Source organism: Mangrovibrevibacter kandeliae (genome assembly GCF_024519155.1).
GTDB lineage: Bacteria > Pseudomonadota > Alphaproteobacteria > Rhizobiales > Rhizobiaceae > Mangrovibrevibacter > Mangrovibrevibacter kandeliae.
Genome location: NZ_JANIFJ010000001.1, coordinates 312,433 through 336,192 on the forward strand (window position 1 = coordinate 312,433; position 23,760 = coordinate 336,192).

The 23,760-nt window shown below is 69.5% G+C and carries 23 protein-coding genes; 13 read left to right on the top strand and 10 right to left on the bottom strand.

Going from position 1 to position 23,760, the window contains the following annotated elements:
- Window positions 1–42: 42 nt before the first annotated feature.
- Window positions 43–483 (bottom strand): c-type cytochrome, encoded by a 441-nt coding sequence (locus tag NPA30_RS01450; RefSeq protein WP_256800549.1) that lies wholly within the window; start codon window positions 481–483, stop codon window positions 43–45.
- A gap of 403 nt (window positions 484–886) precedes the next feature.
- On the opposite strand from NPA30_RS01450, the gene NPA30_RS01455 reads away from it, so the two are divergent.
- On the top strand, window positions 887–1,630 hold the full coding sequence (locus NPA30_RS01455; RefSeq protein ID WP_256800550.1) for an outer membrane protein: 744 nt from the start codon (window positions 887–889) through the stop codon (window positions 1,628–1,630).
- Between the two features lie 93 nt (window positions 1,631–1,723).
- Here the strand turns inward: NPA30_RS01455 and NPA30_RS01460 are convergent, their stop codons facing one another.
- Complete coding sequence (locus tag NPA30_RS01460) at window positions 1,724–2,680, bottom strand: carbohydrate kinase family protein (RefSeq protein WP_256800551.1); 957 nt, start codon at window positions 2,678–2,680, stop codon at window positions 1,724–1,726.
- A 127-nt stretch (window positions 2,681–2,807) separates the two neighbouring features.
- Between NPA30_RS01460 and pcaD the strand changes: the two genes are divergently transcribed.
- Genes pcaD through NPA30_RS01475 form a run of 3 tightly spaced genes read left to right on the top strand, consistent with a single transcriptional unit; the run spans window position 2,808 to window position 5,717 of the window.
- A complete protein-coding gene (pcaD, locus tag NPA30_RS01465; RefSeq protein ID WP_256800552.1) occupies window positions 2,808–3,602 on the top strand; it encodes a 3-oxoadipate enol-lactonase in 795 nt (264 codons plus the stop codon).
- On the top strand, window positions 3,599–4,669 hold the full coding sequence (locus NPA30_RS01470; RefSeq protein ID WP_256800553.1) for a 3-carboxy-cis,cis-muconate cycloisomerase: 1,071 nt from the start codon (window positions 3,599–3,601) through the stop codon (window positions 4,667–4,669). The genes pcaD and NPA30_RS01470 overlap by 4 nt, the downstream gene beginning before the upstream one ends.
- A gap of 46 nt (window positions 4,670–4,715) precedes the next feature.
- The gene (locus NPA30_RS01475; protein WP_256800554.1) at window positions 4,716–5,717 is read left to right on the top strand and encodes an asparaginase; all 1,002 of its coding nucleotides are present in this window, start codon (window positions 4,716–4,718) and stop codon (window positions 5,715–5,717) included.
- A gap of 48 nt (window positions 5,718–5,765) precedes the next feature.
- Here the strand turns inward: NPA30_RS01475 and meaB are convergent, their stop codons facing one another.
- A complete protein-coding gene (gene meaB / locus NPA30_RS01480) occupies window positions 5,766–6,755 on the bottom strand; it encodes a methylmalonyl Co-A mutase-associated GTPase MeaB (RefSeq protein WP_256800555.1) in 990 nt (329 codons plus the stop codon).
- 255 nt (window positions 6,756–7,010) lie between these two features.
- On the opposite strand from meaB, the gene NPA30_RS01485 reads away from it, so the two are divergent.
- Window positions 7,011–8,192, top strand: a complete 1,182-nt coding sequence (locus tag NPA30_RS01485) for an MFS transporter (RefSeq protein ID WP_256800556.1) — start codon at window positions 7,011–7,013, stop codon at window positions 8,190–8,192.
- Between the two features lie 25 nt (window positions 8,193–8,217).
- On the opposite strand, the gene NPA30_RS01490 is transcribed toward NPA30_RS01485, so the two are convergent.
- The 4 genes from NPA30_RS01490 to NPA30_RS01505 all read right to left on the bottom strand — a co-directional run bounded on the left by NPA30_RS01490 (window position 8,218) and on the right by NPA30_RS01505 (window position 14,720).
- Window positions 8,218–9,267, bottom strand: a complete 1,050-nt coding sequence (locus NPA30_RS01490; protein ID WP_256800557.1) for a magnesium transporter CorA family protein — start codon at window positions 9,265–9,267, stop codon at window positions 8,218–8,220.
- A 122-nt stretch (window positions 9,268–9,389) separates the two neighbouring features.
- Window positions 9,390–11,507 (bottom strand): methylmalonyl-CoA mutase, encoded by a 2,118-nt coding sequence (gene scpA / locus NPA30_RS01495; RefSeq protein ID WP_256800558.1) that lies wholly within the window; start codon window positions 11,505–11,507, stop codon window positions 9,390–9,392.
- Window positions 11,504–12,916, bottom strand: a complete 1,413-nt coding sequence (locus tag NPA30_RS01500) for a methylmalonyl-CoA mutase family protein (RefSeq protein WP_256800559.1) — start codon at window positions 12,914–12,916, stop codon at window positions 11,504–11,506. Before NPA30_RS01500 ends, scpA begins: the two co-directional genes overlap by 4 nt.
- A gap of 106 nt (window positions 12,917–13,022) precedes the next feature.
- Entirely contained in the window at window positions 13,023–14,720 is a 1,698-nt protein-coding gene (locus NPA30_RS01505) for a sensor histidine kinase (protein WP_256800560.1), read from the bottom strand.
- Window positions 14,721–15,195: 475 nt separating this feature from the next.
- Here NPA30_RS01505 and NPA30_RS01510 point away from each other — a divergent pair, with 475 nt between their 5' ends.
- Together NPA30_RS01510 and NPA30_RS01515 are read left to right on the top strand one after the other, a co-directional pair.
- Window positions 15,196–16,065, top strand: a complete 870-nt coding sequence (locus NPA30_RS01510; protein WP_256800561.1) for a branched-chain amino acid aminotransferase — start codon at window positions 15,196–15,198, stop codon at window positions 16,063–16,065.
- An 11-nt stretch (window positions 16,066–16,076) separates the two neighbouring features.
- Window positions 16,077–16,442, top strand: coding sequence for a cupin domain-containing protein (locus NPA30_RS01515; RefSeq protein WP_256800562.1), 366 nt, complete (start codon window positions 16,077–16,079; stop codon window positions 16,440–16,442).
- A gap of 9 nt (window positions 16,443–16,451) precedes the next feature.
- Here the strand turns inward: NPA30_RS01515 and NPA30_RS01520 are convergent, their stop codons facing one another.
- Window positions 16,452–16,913, bottom strand: coding sequence for a hypothetical protein (locus NPA30_RS01520; RefSeq protein ID WP_256800564.1), 462 nt, complete (start codon window positions 16,911–16,913; stop codon window positions 16,452–16,454).
- Between the two features lie 205 nt (window positions 16,914–17,118).
- Here NPA30_RS01520 and NPA30_RS01525 point away from each other — a divergent pair, with 205 nt between their 5' ends.
- From NPA30_RS01525 to NPA30_RS01535, 3 genes are all read left to right on the top strand, one after another.
- A complete protein-coding gene (locus tag NPA30_RS01525; RefSeq protein WP_256800565.1) occupies window positions 17,119–17,721 on the top strand; it encodes a superoxide dismutase in 603 nt (200 codons plus the stop codon).
- A gap of 188 nt (window positions 17,722–17,909) precedes the next feature.
- Window positions 17,910–18,362: a c-type cytochrome gene (locus tag NPA30_RS01530; protein WP_256800566.1), complete on the top strand. Its 453-nt coding sequence runs from the start codon at window positions 17,910–17,912 to the stop codon at window positions 18,360–18,362.
- A 62-nt stretch (window positions 18,363–18,424) separates the two neighbouring features.
- Window positions 18,425–19,348 carry a cytochrome c gene (locus NPA30_RS01535; RefSeq protein WP_256800567.1) on the top strand — a complete coding sequence of 308 codons (924 nt, stop codon included), beginning with the start codon at window positions 18,425–18,427 and terminating at the stop codon, window positions 19,346–19,348.
- Window positions 19,349–19,367: 19 nt separating this feature from the next.
- Here the strand turns inward: NPA30_RS01535 and NPA30_RS01540 are convergent, their stop codons facing one another.
- Both NPA30_RS01540 and NPA30_RS01545 read right to left on the bottom strand, forming a co-directional pair.
- Window positions 19,368–20,837 (bottom strand): DHA2 family efflux MFS transporter permease subunit, encoded by a 1,470-nt coding sequence (locus tag NPA30_RS01540; protein WP_256800568.1) that lies wholly within the window; start codon window positions 20,835–20,837, stop codon window positions 19,368–19,370.
- A 163-nt stretch (window positions 20,838–21,000) separates the two neighbouring features.
- Window positions 21,001–21,843, bottom strand: coding sequence for an oxidoreductase (locus NPA30_RS01545; RefSeq protein WP_256800569.1), 843 nt, complete (start codon window positions 21,841–21,843; stop codon window positions 21,001–21,003).
- Between the two features lie 95 nt (window positions 21,844–21,938).
- Here NPA30_RS01545 and NPA30_RS01550 point away from each other — a divergent pair, with 95 nt between their 5' ends.
- From NPA30_RS01550 to NPA30_RS01560, 3 genes are all read left to right on the top strand, one after another.
- Window positions 21,939–22,877 carry a LysR family transcriptional regulator gene (locus tag NPA30_RS01550; RefSeq protein ID WP_306228637.1) on the top strand — a complete coding sequence of 313 codons (939 nt, stop codon included), beginning with the start codon at window positions 21,939–21,941 and terminating at the stop codon, window positions 22,875–22,877.
- Window positions 22,878–22,969: 92 nt separating this feature from the next.
- On the top strand, window positions 22,970–23,299 hold the full coding sequence (locus NPA30_RS01555) for an ArsR/SmtB family transcription factor (RefSeq protein ID WP_256800570.1): 330 nt from the start codon (window positions 22,970–22,972) through the stop codon (window positions 23,297–23,299).
- Window positions 23,296–23,760, top strand: coding sequence for an SRPBCC family protein (locus NPA30_RS01560; RefSeq protein WP_256800571.1), 465 nt, complete (start codon window positions 23,296–23,298; stop codon window positions 23,758–23,760). Before NPA30_RS01555 ends, NPA30_RS01560 begins: the two co-directional genes overlap by 4 nt.

The window sequence follows — 23,760 nt, forward strand, 5'->3', positions numbered from 1 at the left end:
GTTCTGCGCCGGCCGCCGGTTTTGCCTGCGCCTGCGTGAGACCTACTGCCCGGCCGCAGCCTTGAGCTGAGCGGCGGGGTCGGCCGGCTGGCCGCTTTCGTCGAAGCTCGCGAGGTAGGCGATCACGTTGGTGATCTCCTCCGGCTTCTTCAGGCCCGGGAACACCATCTTGGTCTTCGGCGCGACGGCTTTCGGATTGGTGAGCCAGGTCGTCAGCAGCTCCTCGTTCCAGGACTTGCCGTCGCCCCACTTCTTCAGATCGTCGGAAAAGCTGTAATTCTCGACCGACGCGATCTTCTCGCCGACGATGCCGTTCAGCTCCGGTCCGATCTTGTTCTTGGCGGCCGGCCCGATGTCGTGGCAGGCACGGCACTTGTTGAAGACCTTCTTGCCGGCATCTGCGTCGCCGACGGTCTGCGCCGCGACGGACACGCCGCTCGCCACGAGCAGTGCCGCGGCGATGACGGGAGCAGTTCTACGCATTCATCCTCCACACCGATACGAGGTGCCCGGGCGCGAATGTAGATCGGCGCGCCGGCGAAGGACAGCCGCATGCGTCGCACCGGCCGGGGCGGAGGGTGCGACGCAAGCGCGCCTTTAATCGGTGGAGGGCTAACGAACCCCTGCGATTAACCCTCTTCGTTAAATCGACTGCAACGCATCGGGTTTAGGACTGTCCTTCGACGTTCCGGGCTGCGCGCTAAGAGTTGCCCAATCGCAACAGTGACTTAGGAAGACACATCCCTGCCATTGTTCGGGCAAACAGCCGAACCATAAATCACCGCGAGCCCGGCACAGACCGGACTTTGCGAACCTTCGAGCGGCCCTGATGCGGAACGCCGATCGAACCTGAGCCGTCCTCGGACGGCATTTTGGAGTATCAGTCATGAATCGCTTTGCCCTTCTCCTGGCGTCCACCGCCTTCGTCACCCCGGCCCTCGCCGCGGACGTCGTCTACGACGAGCCGCCGGCGCCGTCGGTGGAGATGGTCGCGCCTGCTTCGCCGATGTGGAGCGGCTTCTACGTCGGTGGCCAGGCTGGCGTCGCCTTCAACGGCGACAACAGCAACAACTTCGACTTCGGCGGCGCTGGCGTGGTCGACGACGCGTTCGGCGGCGGTGACGACGCGGGCTTCATCGGCGGCGTGCACGCCGGCTACGACTACCAGATCAACAACTTCGTGATCGGTGCGGTGGTCGATGCCAACTACATCGACGCCGAGCGCAACCAGGGCTTCACCACCGGTGGCGCCACCTACAACACGCAGCAGGAGATCGACTTCCTCGGCACCGCTCGTCTGCGCGCCGGCGTCGCCTTCAGCAACCTGCTGGTCTACGGCACCGGCGGTCTCGCCTATGCCAGCCTCGACACCAAGCACTCGGACGTTCCGGCCGGTGCGGATGTCCATGACGACGACAACGACTTCGGCTACGCGGTCGGCGGCGGCATCGACTACCTGGTGACGCCGAACATCTCGATCGGTGCGGAGTACCTCTACACCAACCTCGGCTCCAACAAGGTCGAGTTCGAGGATCTGCCGGGCACCGGCGGCGCCACGGTCGACGCCCGTTCGGACGACGACTTCGACTTCCACACCGTGTGGGCGAAGGCGTCCTACCGCTTCAACTAAGCGGTCGGCTCAGCCAGAACATGCAGAAGGGCTCGCCGGACTTCGGTCCGGCGGGCCCTTTTTTCTTCGATGTGTCCGACGGGCCGAGGCGGGTCAGGCGGTCGGCAAGGGCGGCAGGCCGAGGTCGGCGCGGGTCGGCAGGTCGGCGCCCCGTCGCCCGCAGGTGACGGCCGCGGCCCGCACGGCGAAATCGAGAAGACCCGCGAGACCGGCCTCGTCGATCGTTGCGATACCATCCCGCGACATCCGGCCGCTCTCCTTCAGGCCGGCGAAAAGGGCTGCCTGGAAGGTGTCGCCGGCGCCGACCGTGTCGACAACGCTCACCGCGTGCCCCCTTGCCGAAGCGCTGCGCCCTGAGGCGGTGACGGCCGTCGCGCCCTCGGCGCCGCGCGTCACCACCGCGAGTGCGACGCCGCTCGCCAGCCAGTCGGCCAGCACGCTCTCGACCGCGCGGCCCGGGTAGAGCAGCGCGAGATCCTCGTCGCTCGCCTTCACCAGCGTCGCCAGCGGCACCATCTCGGACACCTTCTGCCGCCAGCGGTCGAGATCGGGCTCCACCGAGGCGCGGATGTTGGGATCGTAGGAGATGATGCGCCGGCCAGCCTCCTGCCGTGCCAGCTGCAGCAGGGACGAGGCGGTCGGCTCGGTGACGGTCGAATAGGACGTGAAGTGGATGACCTCCACGGCGTCGGGCAGGCTCCGCGGCACCTCGCCCGGCTCGATCGAGCGATCGGCGGTGCCTTCGAGCACGAAGCTGTAGGTCGGCACGCCCGCGGCATCGAGCGAGACGATCGCAAGGGTGGTGTTGCGCTCGGTCGCGATCAGGAACTGCTGGTCGATGCCTTCGCGCGCCATGAAGCCGCGAATCTGGCGTCCGAACAGGTCGCTCGACACCTTGCTGAAGAAGCCGACGGGGTGGCCGAGCCGGGCGAGCCCGAGCGCGACGTTGAGTGGAGCGCCACCGACCCGGCCGGCGAGGCTGACCTCGGCGATGTCGCCGCCTTGCGCAGCGAAGAGGTCGAACAGCGAATCGCCGCAGCTCAAGAACATCGAAAGCCTCCCTCGGCCGCGCCCCTGGACCGGGCCTTGCCGCACCATAGCTGTGCCGCTAGCAGGAAACCCGCCGCAGGAAAATCCCGCCGCTCGGTGGGCACGGGGCGAACGCAGGGAGGCGTCGATGGCATTCGCGCGGGTGAACGGGGTGGTGCTGCACTACCGCGACGAGGGGCGGCAGGATGCTCCGGCGATCGTGTTCTCCAATTCGCTCGGCACCGACCTGCGAATCTGGGACGCGGTGGCCGCGGCGCTCGGGACCGAGTATCGGATCCTGCGCTACGACAAGCGCGGCCATGGCCTGTCCGAGGCGCCGCAGCCGCCGTATGCGATCGCCGACCACGTCGCCGACCTGCGGGCGCTGCTCGATCATGTCGGGATCGACGCCCTCGTGATGGTGGGGCTGTCGGTCGGCGGGATGATCGCGCAGGGCCTGGCGAGTGCCGAGCCGGACCGGGTGCGGGCGGTCGTCCTGTGCGACACGGCGCCGAAGATCGGCACGGCCGAGATGTGGAATGCGCGGATCGCGGCGATCGAGGAGAAGGGTCTCGGCGGCATTGCCGAGAGCGTCCTCGAGCGCTGGTTCACCCCGCCGTATCGCCGGTCGGAAAACCCTGACTATACGGGCTACACCGCCATGCTGACCCGGACGCCCGAGCAGGGCTACGTCGGCACGATCATGGGCATTCGCGACGCCGACCTGACCGAGGCGACCCGCGCGCTGGCCCAGCCGGTGCTCTGCATCGTCGGGGATCAGGACGGCTCGACACCGCCCGATCTCGTGCGCGCCATGGCCGAGCTGATCGGTGTCCCGCTGGAGGTGATCAAGGACGCCGGACACATCCCCTGCGTCGAGCAGCCCGAGGCGACGACGGCCCTGATCCGCCGCTTCGTCGACCGGCACCTGGGCGGCCGATGAGCGTCGGGCCGTTCCAGCATCCGATCCTCGGCCGGCTTCTCGGCGACGACGCACTCGCCGCCTGTTTCGATGCCGCTGCGGACGTCGAGGCGATGCTCGACTTCGAGCGCGCGCTGGCTCGAGCCGAGGCGGCGGAGGGACTGATCGAGCCCGCCGCGGCCGAGTCGATTGCGATGGATCTTGCCAGGTTCGAAGCCGACTACGACGCCCTTGCCGAAGGCACGGCGCGCGATGGCGTCGTCGTGCCGGCGCTGCTGAAGCAGCTTCGCACGCGGCTCTCGCCGCAGGCCGCCAAGGCGCTGCACAAGGGCGCGACCAGCCAGGACGTCATCGATGCGAGCGCGGCGATCCGCCTGAAGCGGGCGGCGTCGATCATCGACGGTCGTCTGGCGGATCTGATCGGGCGCTTCGACGAGTGGGAGGCCAAAGCCGGCGCGACGACCGTCATGGCGCACACCCGGATGCAGGCCGCCAAGCCGACGGTCTTCGCGCGCAAGCTCGCCGCATGGCGCGATCCCTTGGCCCGGTGCCGAGGGCGGCTATCGGAACTCTCCGACCGAGCCTTCGTGCTGCGCTTCGGCGGCGCCGTCGGCGACCGCGCCGACCTCGGCGAACGGGATCAGGCGGTGGCCGACCACGTGGCGGCGGAACTCGGGCTCGCCTCGTCCGCCACTTCGCTCCATTCGGAGCGCGACGGGATCGCCGAGTTTGCCAGCTGGCTGTCGCTCGTCACGGGCGTGCTCGGCAAGTTCGGCCAGGATGCGGCGCTCTCGCTGCAGAACGAGGTCGGCGAGTTGAAGCTTGCCGGCGGCGGCGGTTCCTCGGCGATGCCGCACAAGAGCAATCCGGTCGGGCCGGAGGTGCTCGTCACGCTCGCGCGGTTCAACGCCACGCTTCTGGCCGGCCTGCATCAGTCGCTGGTGCACGAGAACGAGCGGTCGGGCGCGGCCTGGACCCTGGAGTGGATGCTGCTGCCGCAGATGGCGACGGCGACCGGCGCGGCCACGCGTGTTGCGGGCGAGGTGCTCGCCCATCTGTCGCTGGCGCCGGGCGGCAAGGACGACTAGCAAGGGCGACGACCCTATCCCGCCTCCGGCGCATTTAAGGACAGTCATGAGCAATCCCGTACTCGTCGAAGTGACGCGCGGACCGCGTGTGGAAAGCCTGCATCGCGGCGCCATCGCCGTGGTCGATGCCGCGGGCGCGGCGCTGCTCGCCCATGGCGACGTCGAGCGGCCGGTGTTTCCCCGTTCGGCCGTGAAGGTCTTTCAGGGCCTGCCTCTGGTCGAGAGTGGCGCGGCCGATGCCTACGGCTTCGGCGAGAAGGAGCTGTCGCTCGCCACCGCCTCGCATTCGGGCGAGCCGGAGCATGTGCGCCTCGCCGGCGACATCCTGGCACGAGCCGGCCTCGACGAGGGCCGGCTGGAATGCGGCTGCCACTGGCCGTCCAACTTCGACGTCGCCCGTGCGATGGTCCAGCGCGGCGAAGAGCCCGGTCAGCTGCACAACAACTGCTCGGGCAAGCACTCCGGCTTTCTCTGCACCGCGGTCCATCTCGGCGAGGACCCGACGGGCTATGTGGGCAAGGACCATCCGGTGCAGCGGCGGGCCCGCGCGGCGATGGAGGATCTGACCGGCGCCACGCTCGGCGAGGACGTTCGCGGCACCGACGGCTGCTCCATTCCGAACTATGCGGCGCCGCTCGCCGGCTTCGCGCTCGGCTTTGCCAAGCTCGCGGGCGGCACCGGGGTGTCGGCCGAGCGGGCGACGGCCGGTCGCCGGCTGATGCAGGCGGCCATGGCCGAGCCCTGGTACATGTCGGGCACGGGCCGGGCCTGCGTGGCGCTGATGCAGGCCGCGCCCGGCCGCGTCTACGTGAAGACCGGCGCCGAGGGCGTCTTCTGCGGCGGCGTGCCCGAGCTCGGCCTCGGCTTTGCGCTCAAGATCGACGACGGCGCCGGACGGGCCTCGGAGGTCGCCGCGGCGGCGACGCTCGCCTTCATCTTCGCCAAGGCCGATCCGCAGCTGGCGGAGGCGTATAGCGCGCTCGCGCACAAGACGTTGCGCAACTGGAACAAGATCGAGGTCGGCACGATCCGGGCGAAGATCGCCTGATCGGACTTCAGACGCGGGGAGGCGTGGGCCCTCTGCCCTTCGTCAGGGTCACGACGAGGGACTGGAGTCGTCGTCGCTGCGCAGCAGCGCCTCCGCCGCCGCCGGGGCGGAGCGGGAACCTGCAGCGATGTCCTGCTCGGCCTGCGACAGCGCCGCGCGCAGGGTGGGGTCGGCGAGGAAGCGGCGTCGGAGGCCTTCCTCCAGCAGGGCGTGCAGCCAGCGGACGTCCTGCGCCCGTCGGCGTGCCTCGAAGGCGCCGCCCTCCGTCCTCGCGTCGCGCTGTTCCTCGATCTCGCGCCATAGCTCCGGCAGGCCCGTGCCCGTCAGGCCGGATACACAGCGCACCGGCACGCGCGCGCTCTCGCCGCCAAGGATCCGGAAGGCTCCGGCAAGCTCGGCCGCCGCGGTCCCGGCGCGCGCGACGTTCTCCCCGTCTGCCTTGTTGACGGCGACGATGTCGGCGAGCTCCAGGACGCCCTTCTTCAGCCCCTGCAACTGATCGCCGCCGCCCGCCAGCATCAGCAGGAGGAACAGGTCGGTCATCTCGGCGACGGCGGTTTCGGACTGGCCGACACCGACGGTCTCGACGATGACGACATCGTAGCCGGCGGCCTCGCACAGACGGATCGTCTCGCGCGTGCGGCCGGCGACGCCGCCCAGCGTGCCGCTGGTCGGAGAGGGGCGGACGAAGGCATTCGGGTCGGCCGCGAGATGCGCCATGCGCGTCTTGTCGCCGAGGATGGAGCCGCCGCTGCGGGCCGAACTCGGATCGACGGCGAGCACGGCGACGCGGCGCCCTGCGCCGGTGAGCATCGAGCCGAAGCGCTCGATGAAGGTCGACTTGCCGACGCCGGGTACGCCCGAAACGCCGATGCGCAGCGCGGCTTCGGAAGAGGCGACGAGCCGCTCCAGCAGGGCGGCCGCCGCGCGGCGGTGATCTTGGCGCGTCGACTCGACGAGGGTGATCCCCCGAGCGAGGGCCGCACGCTCACCGGCAAAAATCCGTCCGGCAAGGTCTGCGAGGTCGAGCTCTGGCATCGGGCTCCTGCGTTCGTCGAGGGCCGGCGGGGCGGACGATTCCGCCTGCGGCAGGATAGCCGCAAGTCGTGCGCTGCCGCGAGCCTCGCGAGGCGCGGGCACCGGCTTGACACCCCGGGCGCCGCGGCCTAACGCACCGCCGTCAGCCCTGCTGACCGTAAGCGTCTAACGTCATGCAACGCACTTCACGACCCTGCCGGTCGGAGTGCGTCTTTTTTTGCGCTTCGTCCGGCGGGATCAGCCAGGAGATCCTTCATGGCGTCCCAGGACAAGGGCGGCCCGACCTCGGCCCGCCTCTACCTTCTGATCCTCATTCTCTTCGTATCCTATCTCTGCGTCGCGATGGCGCTGCCGATCGTGCCGGTCTTCGTCACCGGCCGGCTCGGCTTCGGCAATGTCGCCGCGGGGCTCGCGGTCGGCATCGCATTCCTGTCGACCATCGTCAGCCGCGGTCGAGCCGGCGGCATCACCGACCGGCTCGGCGCGAGGACCGCGGTCTCCGCAGGTCTCGGCTTCTACGTCGCCGGCGCGTTCGCCTCGGCGCTCGCGGGCATTGCGGCGCTGCCGCCGCTCCCCGCCTTCCTGATCCTCCTTGCCGGGCGGCTGGTGATCGGGGTCGGCGAGAGCCTCGTCGCCGTCGGCGTCATCGGCTGGGGCATCGGGCTCGTCGGTCCGGCCCGCTCGGGCCGGGTGCTCGCCCTCGTCGGGGCCGCGCTCTACGGCGCCCTCGGCGTCGGCGGACCGCTCGGCCTCCTTCTCCTCGACCAGGTCGGCTTCGTCGGCGCGATGCTCGCGGCGGCCGTGCTTCCCGGCCTCGGCCTGATGGCGATCGCAGGTCTTGCCGGCGTGCCACCGCAGCCCGCCGCGATCCGTCCGCCGTTCTGGGCGGTGATCGGGCGGATCTGGCCGCACGGCCTCGTCATCTGCCTGCAGGGCATCGGCTTCGCCGCCATCGGCGCCTTCTTCGCGCTCTACTTCATCGCGCGGGACTGGAGCCATGTCGGGCTCGGGCTGACCGCCTTCGGCGCCGGCTTCGTGCTCATGCGAGTCCTCTTCGGCCACCTGCCCGACCGGATCGGCGGCCTGCCGGTGGCGATCGGCTCGCTGGCGGTGGAGACGGTCGGCCAATTCCTGATCTGGGGCGTTCCGCACCCGGTCGCGGCGCTCACCGGCGCCTTCCTCACCGGCCTCGGCTGCTCGATGATCTTTCCGGCGATGGGACGCGAAGTGGTCGGCCTCGTCGAGCCGCATCTGCGCGGCACGGCGCTCGGCGGCTTCTCGGCGTTTCAGGATCTCGCCTATGGTCTGACCGGGCCACTGGCGGGTCTCCTTGCCGACCGGGCCGGCTATGGCAGCGTGTTCCTCGTCGGCGGACTCGCGGCCGGTGTCGGCTTCCTCGTGGCGGTGGCGCTGCGGGCTCGGCCGGCGGCGGTGTGAGGGACGAGCGCGACGCGCTGCCGCCCTACAGCCACTTCTTGTGGCGGAAATAGACCAGCGGCAGCACGGCCGAGAGGATCATCAACCCGATCGCCATCGGGTAGCCGAGGGGCCAGCTCAGCTCGGGCATGTGCTTGAAGTTCATGCCGTAGATCGACGCCACGAGGGTCGGCGGCATGAACCCGACGGCGGCCACCGAGAAGATCTTGATGATCGCGTTCTGCTCGATCGAGATCATCCCGACGGTCGTGTCGAGCAGGAAGTTCGTCTTCTGCGACAGGAAGGCGACGAAGTCGTTGAGCGAATGGATGTCGCGCGCCATCGCCTTCACCCGCGCCTTGGTGTCCTTGCCCGGCTTGTGGCGGTCGAGCGCCATCTGCAGGAAGGGCAGGAGGCGGTCGAGCGTCGCCAGGCTCTCGCGAGCGCGCGAGTGGAAGTCGCCGGCGGCGCCGATGCGGGCCAGGATTTCCTTGAATTCGGCCGTCCCGGTCGGCTTGCGGTTCTTCGAGGCGGCGAAGATGTCGGTGCCGATCTGGTCGAGATCGGCGGCGATCATCTCCAGCATGTCGGCGAGCCGGTCGATCACCGTCTCGATCAGTCCGATCATGATCGAGTCGCCCGAGGGCGCCTTCTCGACGATCTTGCGGATCGCCGCGTTCGCTTCGCCGGCGGTGGAAAGATCCGGCGCCTGCCCGGGCTCCTGCGGCGACGCCTTGCAGAGCTTGGAGGCATAGAGGACGAAGGACTTCGGCTCGGTGTAGCGGAGCGTGATCAGCCGCACGCCATCGAGAATGAAGGTGACGGGCGCGAAGGACGGCATCCCCTTCTCGAGGCCATAGACGATCGACGCCGTCATGAAGTCGGCATTGCCCTCGGAGTAGAGGCGGCTCGACGCCTCGATCTCGCGCATCTCCTCGCGGGTCGGCACCTCCAGTCCGCAGGCTGCCTCCACCGCGCGCTCCTCTTCGGCGGAGGGATCGAGGAGATCGATCCAGATCGCGTCGGTGGGAACGTTCTGCGGCGTCGCCTTCTCGGCATAGGTCCGGCCGGCCGCATGGCGGTAGACGATGATCATCAGCGATCTCCGGGACGCCCCGCTGGGGCTGAGGAGGACGGGCGGCCCGAGGAGCCGGGCAAGCCTCTAGCCGATCGCGCCGCGCTCGGAAAGCCGGCCGTGCGCCGCTATGGCGCTGAGCGCTACGCGTAGGCGTGTCCGAGCCGTGCCGAGAGCTCGGCGAGGAGCGACACGGCGGCCTCGGCGATGACCGTTCCGGGCGGGTAGATCGCGGCGACGCCGGCCCGGCGCAGCGCCTCGAAGTCCTGCGGCGGCACGACGCCGCCGACGACCACCATCGCGTCGCCGCGTCCTTCGGCCGCAAGCGCCTCGATCAGCTGCGGCACCAGCGTCAGGTGCCCGGCGGCGAGCGAGGAGACGCCGACGACGTGGACGTCGTTCTCCATCGCCTGCCGGGCCGCCTCCTCGGGGGTCTGGAACAGCGGCCCGACATCGACGTCGAAGCCGAGATCGGCAAAGGCGGAGGCGATCACCTTCTGGCCGCGGTCGTGCCCGTCCTGGCCCATCTTGGCGACGAGGATGCGCGGTCGACGTCCTTCGGCCTCGGCGAAGCTCCGCGTCAGCGCCTGCACCTCGAGCACCCTGTCGCGCATGGGTCCCGCCTCGCTCAGATAGACGCCGGTGACCGGCCTGGTGTCGGCGGCGTGCCGGCCGAAGACCGCCTCCAGCGCAGCCGACATCTCGCCGACGGTGGCATGGGCACGCGCCGCCTCGATCGCGTGCGCGAGGAGATTGCCACTGCCGCGGGCCGCGGCCGTGAGCGCATCGAGGGAGGCCTCTACGCGCGCGGGGTCGCGTTCGGCCTTCAGCCGGGCGAGCTTGTCCAGCTGGCGTCGGCGCACGTCGGCGTTGTCGATCCGCAGCACGTCGATGCGTTCTGGCTCCTGCGGTGAATGCCGGTTGACGCCGATCACCGCCTGCTCGCCGGAATCGATGCGCGCCTGCGTGCGCGCCGCCGCCGCCTCGATCCGCCGCTTCGGCAGGCCGTCCTCGATGGCGCGGGCCATGCCGCCGAGCGCCTCGACTTCGTCGATGTGCGCCATCGCCTCGGCCGCGAGGTCGTGCGTCAGCCGCTCGACAGGGGCCGAGCCGCCCCAGGGGTCGATGAGGGCCGTCGTCTGCGTTTCCAGCGCCAGGACGAGCTGGGTGTTGCGGGCGATGCGGGCCGAGGCCTCGCTCGGCAGCGCCAGCGCCTCGTCATAGGCGTTGGTGTGGAGCGACTGGGTGTGCCCCTGCGTCGCCGCCAGCGCCTCGACGCAGGTGCGCACGACGTTGTTCATCACGTCCTGCGCGGTCAGGGACCAGCCTGAGGTCTGGCAGTGCGCGCGCAGCGCAAGGGAGCGCGGGTCCTTCGGCGCGAAGTGCCGCTGCATCAGGCGCGACCAGAGGAGGCGCGCGGCCCGCAGCTTGGCGATCTCGGCGAAGACCGGCATGCCGATGCCCCAGAAGAAGGACAGCCGGGGCGCGAAACGGTCGACATCGAGGCCCGCTGCGACGCCCGCCCGCACGTAATCGAGCCCGTCGGCGAGGGTGTAGGCGAGTTCAAGGTCGGCCGTCGCTCCGGCCTCCTGCATGTGATAGCCGGAGATCGAGATCGAGTTGTAGCGCGGCATTTCGCGCGAGGTGTGGGCGAAGATGTCGGAGACGATCCGCATCGAGGCCGCCGGCGGGTAGATGTAGGTGTTGCGGACCATGAACTCCTTGAGGATGTCGTTCTGGATGGTCCCGGTGAGGGCGGCCTGCGGCACGCCCTGCTCCTCGGCTGCGACGACGTAGAGCGCAAGCACCGGCAGGACGGCGCCGTTCATCGTCATCGACACGCTCATCTCGCCGAGCGGAATGCCGTCGAAGAGCTGGCGCATGTCGAGGATGGAATCGATCGCGACGCCGGCCATGCCGACGTCGCCTGCAACCCGCGGATGATCCGAATCGTAGCCGCGATGGGTGGCGAGGTCGAAGGCGACCGACAGGCCCTTCTGCCCGGCCGCGAGGTTGCGGCGATAGAAGGCGTTCGAGTCCTCCGCCGTCGAGAAGCCCGCATATTGCCGGATCGTCCACGGCTTCTGGACGTACATCGTCGGGTAGGGCCCGCGCAGGAATGGCGGCAGGCCCGGCCAGGTGTCGAGCTCGGGCAGCCCGGCGCGGTCCGCGGTGCCGGAAGCGGGCTGCGACGCGCCGCCATCCCGGGGCGGGAGCGCGGGCCGCTGCCAGGCGATGCGGCTGAGATCGAGGAGCGTCATGCGGCGCTTCCGGCCCTGGCTTCCAGCCGCCGCGGCGTCAGAGCTCCCGGAACTGCTGTCGCAGCCTGTTCCGTGTCGCCTCGTATCGTGAGGACCGGGGCAGGAGCCTCGCTCGGCGCACGATAGCGGTTGATGCCGACGATCACCTCCTCGCCTGCGGCGATCTTCGCCTCCCGATCGGCCGCGGCGGCGGCGATGCGCGTCTGAAGTTGGCCGGTGCCGAGGCTGCGCAGGATGCCGCCCTCCGCCTCGATCCGCTGCAGTTCGGCCCAGGCCGCCTCGCACAGGCGGTCGGTCAGGACCTCGAGGCCGCCGGCGCCCGCCGCGGGGTCGGCGAGGTGGTGCAGCCCGCTCTCCTCGATCAGCAGCAGCTGGAGATTGCGGGCGAGCCGACGCGCCTTCGCTTCGGGCAGGCCGGCGGCGATCGTGTGCGGCAGGACCGTGAGGCTGTCGGCGCCGCCGACTCCTGCGGCGAACGCGGCCACCGTGTTGCGCAGGATCCCGGTTTCCGCGTCGTGGACCGTGGTCATGCGGAACGAGGTTTCGGCGTGAACGCGCGCCGGCGCCGCCGGTCCGGCGAGAAGCTCCATCAGCCGGGCCCAGAGCAGGCGCAATGCGCGCAGCTTGGCAATTCCGATGAAGGCGCGCTGGTCGAGGGCGACGGTCAGACCCAGCCGGTCGGCAGCCTCGCCGACCGTGATGCCGGCGCCATCGAGGGTGCGCAGGGCTTGAACCGCCACCGCCAGGACCGCCGCGAGTTCCTGCGCCGGCGTGGCGCCCGCATCGTGGAACACGCGTCCATCGGCCTCCACCAAACGCCCGACGACGCCGGCCTCATGGGCCTGCCGGACCGCATCGGCAAAACGTGCCGCAAGGTCGGCTGCATCGTGCGGACGCGGTCCAACTCCGGCAAGAGGGCCGACGGGGTCGAGACCGACATCCACCCCTCGGCGGCCGAGCTGGGTCAGACGGCCGGCAAAGGTCGCGAGGGCCGCGAGATCGGCGTGCGGCTCGAGGCGGATCCGCGCGACATCCCGGTCGCCCGCGTCGTGCAGGATGAGCGGCGCGAGCGCGTCGGCGTCGAGCGGCACTCCGAAGCCGCGCGCCGCCGGCGATCCGGCAAAGCAGAAGGCAACGCCAGTCGCGCCGCCCTTAACGTCGTCGTCTGCCTGGCGCGTTGCGCGGCCAAGATCGGGGTCGTCCACCCGCTGCACGACCGACCAGGGTCGACCGGCGCCCTCCCGCAGGATGGGCTCCGCCCCCCGGCGGGCATGGATCGGCCCGTAGCGGAAGCCATCCTCGGCAAGCGTCTCCAGCGTTTCGAACGGCGCGCCATGCAACTGGCGCTCCACCAGCGCCCGCCAATCCGCCTCCGAGACGAGGGGAACGTCTTCCGATCTGTCTGTCACCGGCCGCATCTCCTCCCGAGCGCGAGCCTAGAACGCGCCGGTGTCGGATGGAACAGCCTGCCACGGCCGGCAGCGCCTGAGAGCGGCGCCAGCGGGACGATCTTGATCACGCCGCTTCGGCCACGACCGCATCGAGCGGTGCGGTCAGCGTCCAGACGACACCGCTCGCCGCATAGTCCATGTCGACCGTGCCGCCGAGGCCCCGGGCGGTCATCCGCTGGGTGACGAGCGTCCCGAAGCCGGACCGCTTGGGCGGCGTCACCGGCGGCCCGTTCGTCTCCCGCCAGACGAGGCGGAAGTTCTCCGCGAGCGACCATTCCACGCTCACGTGACCGCCTTCCACCGACAGCGCGCCGTACTTGGCGGCGTTGGTGGCGAGCTCGTGCAGGGCAAGGCCGATGGTCTGCGCCGCGGCCGGGCTGATGCACAGGGCCGGACCGGACATGACCACCTGTTCGTTGCGGCGACCGCCGAAGGCGTTGAGCTGCATCGCCACCAGATCGGCGAGGGCGGCGCCCTCCCATTCGTGGCCGGCCAGGAGGTCGGCGGAGCGGGCCAGCGAGTTGAGCGCCTGCGACAGGGTGTCGAGGAACTCCTTGGTGTCGGCACTGTCCTTGGCCGCCCGGCGGGCGATCGCGGCGATCAGGGCATACTGGTTCTTGGCGCGGTGGGTCATCTCGCGCATCAGGAAGCGGTTCTGCTCCTCGGCCTCCAGCCGCTCGCGCGAAGCCTGCGCGAGCACCTTCGACACTTCGCCGATCTCGTCGATGTCGGCCTTGATCGCCGGGGCCGGCTCGCCCTTGGCGATCGCCTCGGCCTGGTCCTTGAGGCGCAGGATCGGCGTCGCGATGCGCTTGCCGACATAGACCGCGAGCGCCACGCAGAAGACGATCAGAAGGATGCCGCCCGTGGCGAGCAGCTGCCAGGAGCGCTGCACCGCCTGCCCGACGACCGCGCGCGGCACCGCGACCGTGGTCGTCCACCCGGTCAGCGGCGAGACGTAGTTCGCTTCAAGGAGACGGCCGGACGACGCGTTGCCGAGGAGCTGGTCGGCCGTCGTCTGGGAGGCCGCGTCCTGCGGCTGCTTCTGATATTTGCCGTTCGAGGCGAGCGCGGCGAAGATTCGTTTGCCCGTCGCGTCGGTCACCACGGCCGACCAGGCCGAAGGCAGGTTCTGGTCGGTGATCACCGAGCCGAGCGAGTCGGTCGTCTTGTTGATGACGAGGACGTAGACCACGCGGCCCTGCCGGAAGACCGGGATCGCGACGTGGAAGACGAGTTCGCGTGCCTTGTTGCCGTAGAAGACGCCGGAGATCTGGCTCTGTCCGGTGGCGAAGACCTTCTCGGCCTGCTCCGTGTGCGACAGCGGCACGAGCGGCGAGGGGAAGGCCGAGCGCGTGTTGACCACGACGTTGAGGTTGGGGTCGACCAGCGCGGCGAAGGTGTTGGAGCTGGACAGGGCGGCGAGCGTGCGCTCGTGGAACGTCTCGAGATCGTCCTGGTCGAGCAGCGGCGAAGTGGCGAGAACCCGCCCGGCGGTGATCATCGCGAAGGTCTCGCGGTCGATCGCGTTCGACACGATCTCCGCCGTGTCGTCGACTTGCGCCGCGGCAATCAACTGCTGCTGGCGGGAGAATTGCAGGATCAGAACCGCGCTGAACATCAAGGCGGGGAGGAGCACGACGAGCGCGAAGCCGGCGAGATAGACGAGCAGCGGCGGCCTGCGGAGCAATCGCCCGAGGCGGATCTGCAGGCGGCGGCGTCTCAGGGGCAGCGACGCAGGGGCATCCGAGGTCATCGCCATGGCCTCTCCTGTCGCACGGCAAGGCGGCAGAACGCAGACGCCCGCCGGAACACGACTCAGTATACGGCAGCTGGAAGGATTGCGCCACGACTGCACGGTCGCAGACCGAAGCCGCGGCACCGCCGGGCACTCCTCATCGGGCACTGAGCACTGAGCACCGGGCACCGGGTGCTGGCGAGGACGAAGCGGGGTGCAAGCGCCGTACGATCGCCACGATCCCGACGGGTGCCCGGTGTGTGTTCGTCCGGCTTGCCGGAGCGATCGCTCCCCCGGGTCGCAAGAGCCGAGCAAGAGCCGAGCGCTCGGCGGACGCGCTGCTGATTCGGCGCCTGGGAGGCGCCCCCACGCGGCCGCGGCCGGGGGCCAGGGTGATCCGCGCCGCGTTGCCCTTCAATCGCCGGGCGAAAGGCTCTAAAGCTGCCGCTTCCAATCAGCGGCCGCAGCTCTGCCGCTTCCAGACTACAGGAGAGCCGGCATGGCGCAGGATCGCACGCTGACATTCGTCGACGGTGAGTGGCTGGAGGGCAACCCGGCGCTGTTCGGTCCGCGCACCCACGGCTTCTGGATGGCCTCGAGCGTGTTCGACGGCGCGCGCTGGTTCGAGGGTGTCGCCCCCGATCTCGACCGCCACTGCGAGCGCGTCAACCGGTCGGCCACCGGCCTCGGCCTGCAGCCGACGCTAGAGGCGTCGGAGATCGCCCGACTGACGCACGAGGGCCTCGGCAAGTTCGACGGCGACACGGCGGTCTACATCCGGCCGATGTACTGGGCCGAGAGCGGCGGCTACATGGGCGTCTCAGCCGATCCCGCCTCGACCCGCTTCCTCCTCTGCCTCTACGAGGCGCCGATGATCCCCGCCACCGGCTTCTCGCTGGCGCTCTCGCCGTTCCGCCGGCCGACGCCCGAGACCATGCCGACGCTGGCCAAGGCGGGCTGCCTCTATCCCAACAACGCCCGCGCCATCATGGAGGCTCGCGCGCGCGGCTTCGACAACGCCCTGGTGCGCGACGTCGTCGGCAACATCGCCGAGACCGGCACCTCCAACGTCTTCATGGCAAGGGACGGTGCGGTCTTCACGCCCGTGCCGAACGGCTCCTTCCTGAATGGCATCACCCGTCAGCGCGTCATCGCGCTCCTGCGCGAGGACGGCGCCGAGGTGGTCGAGAAGAGCCTGACCCATGCCGACTTCCTCGAAGCCGACGAGGTCTTCTCGACCGGCAACCACTCCAAGGTCGTGCCGGTGACGCGGGTCGACGAGCGGGAGTATCAGCCGGGGCCGCTGTACCAGCGGGCGCGCGAACTCTACTGGCGGTTCGCCCGCGCCCGCGCCGGCGCTGGCAACTGACGGAGGACGGGATGCTGCCGGTACAGAACCTTTTCGCCGCCTTCGAGCGCGTGACCGAACACTGGTCGCCAAAGATCGTCGGCCGGGTGAACAACCAGCTCCTGAAGGTCGCCAAGGTGAAGGGCGAACTGGTCTGGCACGCGCATCAGGACGAGGACGAGCTCTTCTACATCGTCCGAGGGCGGATGCGGATCGAGTTCGAGGACCACGTCGTCGAGCTCGCTGAAGGCGACTTCCTGACGGTGCCGAAGGGCGTGCGGCACAATCCGGTCGCCGAGGAGGAGTGCTGGATCCTCCTGATCGAGCCGGAGTCCACCAGGCACACCGGCGACGAGACGACCCCGCTCACGCGCAGCCTTGCCGAACAGTACGCCTGAGGGCGTTCCTCACCGGCAAAGGCCCGCGATCACCGGCTGCAGGTGGATCTGCGGCTCGGTGAGGCCGAGGTCCCGCATGGCGCCGTCCGACGCTTGGACGCGCAGCGGCCCCGACAGCTGCAGGCGAAGTCCGCTGCCGAGCGCGCCGAGCGTGAAGCGACCGGCGCCCGCCGCAATGGCGCACGTGGCGAAGGCCGGGCTCGGCGTGCAGGCGACGGGAGTGTCGAAGCGCTCGCCCTCGCGGGTGCGGATTGTCAGCCTCAGATTGCGGTCCGGTCCTCCGGTCGAACCCGCGGCAGCACCAAGCGCGAGCATGGCGGCCTCATGGTCGGGATGGGCGACCAGCCAGGACCGGTCCCAGACGCGGGCGTAGCAGCCGGCGCGGGAAAACGCCTCGTCCACGACCGAGGCGCCTTGTGCGCTTGCGGCGCCCGGCAGGACGAGCAGGATGGCGGTCAACAGGCGGCGCATCGTTGATCCTTTCTCGGTCGAATGCGACAGGCGCGGCCTTCGGCGGCCGCGCGAGCTTCGCGTCGACGCCGTACCCCTCGGCGACCGCAAGGGCGGCTTGCATTTCCTTCGCGCCCGTTCGAACTACATACCGCGCCAGCGGGTGCCCGGGTTCCGGCCGCGGGCTCGCCCCTAGCGGAATTTCAGGACCAGAAGGAGACGAACCATGGCCTTCACGCTGCCCGAGCTGCCTTACGCCTACGACGCGCTGCAGCCCTACATGTCGAAGGAAACCCTCGAGTACCATCACGACAAGCACCACAACGCCTATGTCGAGACGGGCAACAAGCTCGCGGCCGACGCCGGCATGGGCGACCTCCCGGTGGAAGAGGTGGTGAAGCAGTCCTTCGGCAAGAACCAGGGCCTCTTCAACAATGCCGGCCAGCACTACAACCACATCCACTTCTGGCAGTGGATGAAGCCGAATGGCGGCGGCAAGAGCCTCCCGGGCAAGCTGCAGACGGCATTCGATTCCGACCTCGGCGGTTACGACAAGTTCCGTGCGGACTTCACCGACGCCGGCAAGACGCAGTTCGGCTCCGGCTGGGCTTGGGTCGCGGTCAAGGACGGCAAGCTCCAGATCATGAAGACGCCGAACGGCGAGAACCCGCTGGTGCACGGCGCCTCGCCGATCCTCGGCGTCGACGTCTGGGAGCACTCCTACTACATCGACTACCGCAACGCCCGGCCGAAGTACCTCGAGGCCTTCGTCGACAGCCTGATCAACTGGGATCATGTGCTGGAGATGTACGAGAAGGCTGTCGGCTGACGGTCACTCGCCCCGATCAGTGAACGGGGCCCTGCGCGACGCGCGGGGCCTTTTCTTTGACAGCGTGTTCAAGCCAACGTGAGGCGGCCGCGACGATTGGGCGTTGCGCAGGCGCCGCAGCCGGGTTCAAGTGCCGCGCCAGCCGGCGAGGTCGGGTGACCTCTCGGCACGAGCATGGAGACTTCCGAATGCCCGCGTCCCGTTCCCGCTTCCTCGTCGCCGCGCTTGCCGTCGCCTGCAGCTTCGCACCCGCGCTCGCGCAGAACCTCGATGCCATTTCGGCCCGCCAGCAGCTGATGAAGGACAACGGCCGCGCCGCCAAGACGGCGGCGCAGATGATCAAGGGCGACGTCGCCTATGATCCCGCCAAGGCGGACGAGGTGTTCGCCACCCTGCACGAGACGGCGGTGAAGTTCGGCGACTATTTCCCCGAGGACAGCAAGACCGGCGGCAAGACCGAGGCCGCGCCGGCGATCTGGGACAAGCCGGACGCCTTCAAGGCGGCGCTTGCGAAGTTCCAGTCGGACACCGAGGCGGCAATGGCCAAGAAGCCCCAGGACGTCGACGCCTTCAAGCAGGCCTTCGGCATGGTGGCGCAGAACTGCAAGGGCTGCCACCAGGACTTCCGCGTCGAGCGCTGAGGGTTCGCCCGCGGCCGGATCGGATCTCGGATGCCGCCCCTTCTGACGATCGGTGACCTGCGATGCTGAAGCGCGGGCTCATCGGGCTTCTCGCGCTGGTCGTGATCACGGCCGGCGCCTTCTGGCTGCTCAGCGCGCCGCAGCGGCTCGACGCCGCGGCGCTTCCGGCAGAAGGCTCGGGCGACGCCGCGCGCGGCGAGCGACTGTTCTGGGCCGGCGGCTGCGTCTCCTGCCACGCGCCGTCGAGCGCGAAGGGCGATGACCGGCTGAAACTCACCGGCGGCGATCCGCTGGTCACCGACTTCGGCACCTTTCACGCGCCGAACATCTCGCCGGACCCGAAGGACGGGATCGGCGCGTGGAGCCTTGCCGACTTCGCCAACGCCATGCAGCGCGGGGTGGACCCGGAGGGGCGACATCTTTACCCCGCCTTTCCCTACACCTCCTACGCGCACATGCGGCCGGGCGACATCGCCGATCTTTTCGCCTACCTGAAGACGCTGCCGCCCGTCGGGGGCAGGGCGCCCGACAACGAGCTCGCCTTCCCGTTCAACATCCGGCGCGGGCTGGGGCTCTGGAAGCGCGCCTTCATGGACGGGCCGGGTCCGATCGCCGCGTTGCCGGCGGACGCCTCGAGCGCTGTCAAGGCCGGCCAGTATCTCGTCGAAGGGCCGGGCCATTGCGGCCAGTGCCATACGCCGCGCACCCTCGCCGGCGCCGGCGGGCTCGATCTGACGCACTGGCTCGGCGGCGCACCGAACCCGGAAGGCAAGGGGCGGGTGCCGAATATCACGCCGGGCGGCAGCGAGATCAGCGCCTGGTCGCAGAGCGACATCGTCGAGTATCTGACCAGCGGCTTCACGCCGGAGTTCGACTCGGTCGGCGGGGCGATGGTCGAGGTGCAGCAGAACCTCGCCAGGCTGCCCGACGAGGACCGCACGGCGATCGCCGCCTATCTGAAGGCGATCGCGCCAGTGTCCGACTGAGTTCCGCGGAGGGCGCCGGTCAGGCCTCGGCAGGAACGGACGCAGGATCCGCACCGGCCGCGCCGGCCGGTGTGCCGATCCGCAGCCGGCTTGCCAGGAGAGCCAGCAGCAGGAACACCGCCATCTCGTAGATCAGCGACATCTGCAGGCTGGCGCGATAGGCGTCCCTGGTGTCCGCATCGCCGAGCATGCCGAAGAAGATCTGGCCGCCGAGGGCGACGCCAAGGGCGCCGCCCGCCTGCTGAAACGCCTGCAGCGCGCCCGCGCCGGAGCCGGCATCGCGCGGCCCCACCACCGTCAGGATTGTGGCGAAGAGCGGCGCGATGGTCACGCCCATGCCGAGGCCGGAGACGCCGAGCGGCAGCACGAGATCCCAATGCGTCAGCGTATCGTCGAGGCCGAGTACCGTGGCGTAGAAGATCGCCATCCCGCTCGCCAGGATCAGCGGCCCGACGACGAGGCGCTGCTTGGCGTGGCGGCTGCCGAAGCGGCCGGAGATCAGCGAGGCGATGAAGACGCCGGCGGGGAAGGGAATCGTGGCGACACCCGACTGGAGCGGGGTGAAGCCGAAGCCGATCTGCAGGAAGATCGCGATGACGAAGAAGAAGCCGGGCAGGCCGGAGAACAGGGCCGTCACCATGCCGAGGCCGAGGACGAAGTGGCGGTTGCGGATCAGGCTGATCGGCAGCAGCTGGGGTGCATCGCGCTCGGCCTGACGCCTCTGCCACAGGATGAACAGGGCCGCGAGGGGCAGCGCCGCGCCGAGCATGACGAAGCTCCAGAGCGGCCAGCTGAGTTCGCGCCCCTCCACCAGCGGAAACACGACGGCAAAGACGGCGAGGGTCGCCAGTAGGACGCCGACGAGGTCGATGGCCGTGCCGCGCGCGCGCTCCGTCGGCGGGATCAGCAGACTGCCGACGGCGACGGCGAAGATGCCGATGGGTATGTTGACCAGGAAGATCGGGCGCCAGGCCAGCGCATAGATGTCGGCCGAGATCAGCGCGCCGCCGGCGAGCGGTCCTGCGACCGAGGCCAGGCCCGCGGTGACGCCGAAGAACGAGAAGGCGAAGCCGCGCTCGTGCGGCGGAAACGTCACCTGCACCAGCGCCAGCACCTGCGGCATCATCATTGCGCCGGACAGGCCCTGGAAGAACCGCGCTGCGACGAGCGTGCCGATGCTCGGCGCAAGGCCGCACAGTGCCGAGCCCAGGGTGAAGGCGCCGACGCCCCAGAGGAACATGCGCTTGCGCCCGACGATGTCGCCGAGCCGGCCGAGCGGCAGGAGGCCGAGCGCGAAGGCGAGGATATAAGCGGCGACCACCCATTCGACGTCGGCGTCGCTTGCGCCGAGATCCGCCTTCAGGCTCGGGATCGCGACGTTCACGATGGTCACGTCGATCAGGTTCATGAAGCCGGCCAGAAGCAGGGTGGCGAGCACGAGCCACCGCCGCGGATGCGGCTCGGCCGCCGGCGAAGGAGAGACGGTCAAAGGCTTGTCCCGGACAGGAGGATGTCCCTGCGCTATTCAGGTCACCAATCGCAAAGCGCAAGAGGCTCCCGCCGCATCGGCGGCAGCCGCCGTGATCCGCCGGGTGTCCAGCGAACGCGCCGGTCCCTCTCGGGGCCGGCGGCGCTGCAGTCTCTATCGGTGGTCAGGCGAAGTCCGTGCCGCGCGTCACAGCCTCCCAGGCATCGGTTTCGCTCCGCATCGCATCGAGCTTCGCCCGCAGCTGATCCAGGGCGTCGCCGCCGATCAGGAGATGAACCGGCGGGCGCTCCGCTTCGACGGCCATGATGATGGCCCGTGCGCCGCGCGCGGGATCACCGGCCTGCTTGCCGTGCCCGGCCTGCGTGCCGGATCGTGCCCGGCCGGCGGTGTCGGCGTAATCGTCGATGCGGGTCGCCGACTGCTTGATCGAGTCGGGGCCGCGGAAGTCGGTGCGGAAGGCGCCGGGCGCCACGACCGTCACGCCGATGCCGAGGGGGCCGACCTCCTTGGCCAGCGCATCCGACAGGGCCTCCACGCCCGCCTTGACCATGTTGTAGTAGCCGACGCCAGGATAGGTGACGAGGCCGCCGATCGAGCTGACATTGACGATGTGGCCGTGCCGCCGGCCGCGCATGCCCGGCAGGACGGCCTTGATGAGGTTGACCGGGGCGAAGAGGTCGGTCTCGAACAGGGCGCGCATGTCGGCGTCGTCGCCCTCCTCGATCGCACCGAGGTAGCCGTAGCCGGCATTGTTGACGAGGACGTCGACCGCGCCGAAGCGTGCCTCGGCCTGCGCGACCGCGGCGGCGACGGCGGCTTGATCCGTGACGTCGAGCGCAACGCCAAGCGCGGCGTCCGCGTGTGCGGCGACGAGTCCCTCGACGTCCGAAAGGCGGCGTGCCGTGACGACGACCCGGTAGCCGGCGGCGAGCGCCTCCTCAGCCAGGGCGCGGCCAAACCCCTTGGAACAGCCTGTGATGAGCCAAACGGCATTCTTCTCGATCATGGGATCAGTCTCCATCGGTTGATGAAGCGAAAGTGGCGATCAGACAGTCGTTCGATTAGATCTCATCTATCGCAAGGGTCGTTGAACGAGATTGCATGATGCCGAGATCCGCCAGCCTCGATGATCTCGCCGCCTTCGCCTTGGTCGCCCGGTCCGGCAGCTTCACCCGCGCCGCCGCGGCGCTGGGAACATCGACCTCCAATCTCAGCCACACCATCCGGCGGCTCGAGGGGCGGCTCGGCCACAGGCTGCTCCAGCGCAACAGCCGCAGCGTCGCGCCCACCGAAGCCGGGGCGACGTTGCTGGCGACGCTGGATCCCACGCTCGAACGGATCGACGCGGCCCTGATGGCGCTGGACCAGGCACGCGATCAGGTGTCCGGGACGCTGCGGCTGACGGCGACACGGCAGGCCTACGAAGCGGTCGTGCGGCCGGTGTTGGCGGACTTCGCCGCGGCCCATCCCGAAGCCATCGTCGAGGTGCTGATCGACTACGCCTATCGCGACATCATCGCCGATCGACTGGATGCCGGCATCCGGCTCGGCGAGAAGATCGAACGCGACATGATCGCGCTGAGGGTCGGGCCGGATCTGCGCATGGCCGTCGTCGCGAGCCCCGGCTATCTCGCGCAGGCCGCGCCGATCGAACATCCGCGCGATCTCACGCGGCAGCGCTGCATCAACTACCGGATGATCAGCGCCGACACGATCTACGCCTGGGAGTTCGAGCGCGACGGGCAGGCGCTGGAGGTGCGTGTCACCGGGCCGCTGACCTTCAACGAGCCGGAGCTCATGCTGCAGGCCGCGCTGGACGGTTTCGGCGTCGGCTATCTCCTCGACCACGAGGTCTCGGCCCATATCGAGGCGGGTCGGCTGGTGCGGCTGCTCGACGACTGGACGCCGCCGTTCCCGGGCTTCCACCTTTACTATTCGTCGCGCGAACAGATGCGTCCGGTGCTGCGCGCGTTCGTCGACGCGTTACGCGAGCGCCGCCGGCCGCGCGAGGTGCCGCTGCCGTTCGGCACGACACTCTGACGGCAGCATCGGCTTGGCCTCGAACCGTAGTTCGAAGCTCGATGAAATGATGAGCTTTGACTAATGGATTAGCAGAGCCTAATCTATCTCGCATGGATCAAGCCGCTGCCGTCACCGCCGCCCTGCGGGCCCTTGCCGACCCCACACGGCGCGCCGTGCTGGAGCGCATCGTCGATGCCGAGGAGATCACGGTGGTCGAACTCACACGCGGCAGCGGCGTGACGCAGGGTGCCATCTCGCAGCATCTCAAGCTTCTGAAGCAGGCCGGCCTCGTCGCCGAGCGACCGGAGGGTCGGCGGGTGTTCTATCGGGCGCGGCCGGACGGACTGAAGCCGGTGGCCGACTGGATGGACCGCTACGCCGCATTCTGGCGTGGCCGCCTCGACAGTCTCAGCGACCTCATGAAGGAGATCGACCCATGAGCGTGTCGGACGCAGACGCACAGACTGAAGCCATCACACTCGAGCAGAGCTATCCGCATTCGGCGGCGGCGATGTGGAAGGCGCTCACCACGCCCGAGCTGATGGCGCGATGGCTGATGGAGCCGACCGGCTTCGAGCCGGTGGTCGGCAATCGCTTCACCTACCGGACCACGCCGTCCGGTCCGTGGGACGGCACCATCCACTGCGAGGTGCTCGACGTCGTTCCGTTGAAGCGCCTCGTCCACTCCTGGCGGGGCGGCAGCGCGGCGAACAGCGGGTACGGCTCGCTGCTCGACACGGTCGTGACCTGGACGCTGGCGCAGACGGAGGGCGGCACCCTGGTTCGTGTCGTCCATTCCGGCTTCCGCCTGCCGCGCAACGAGTTCGCATTCCGCAACATGAGCAATGGATGGCCGAAGGTCATCCGCCGGATCGGCGAGTTCGCCGGAGAGGAGGACTGA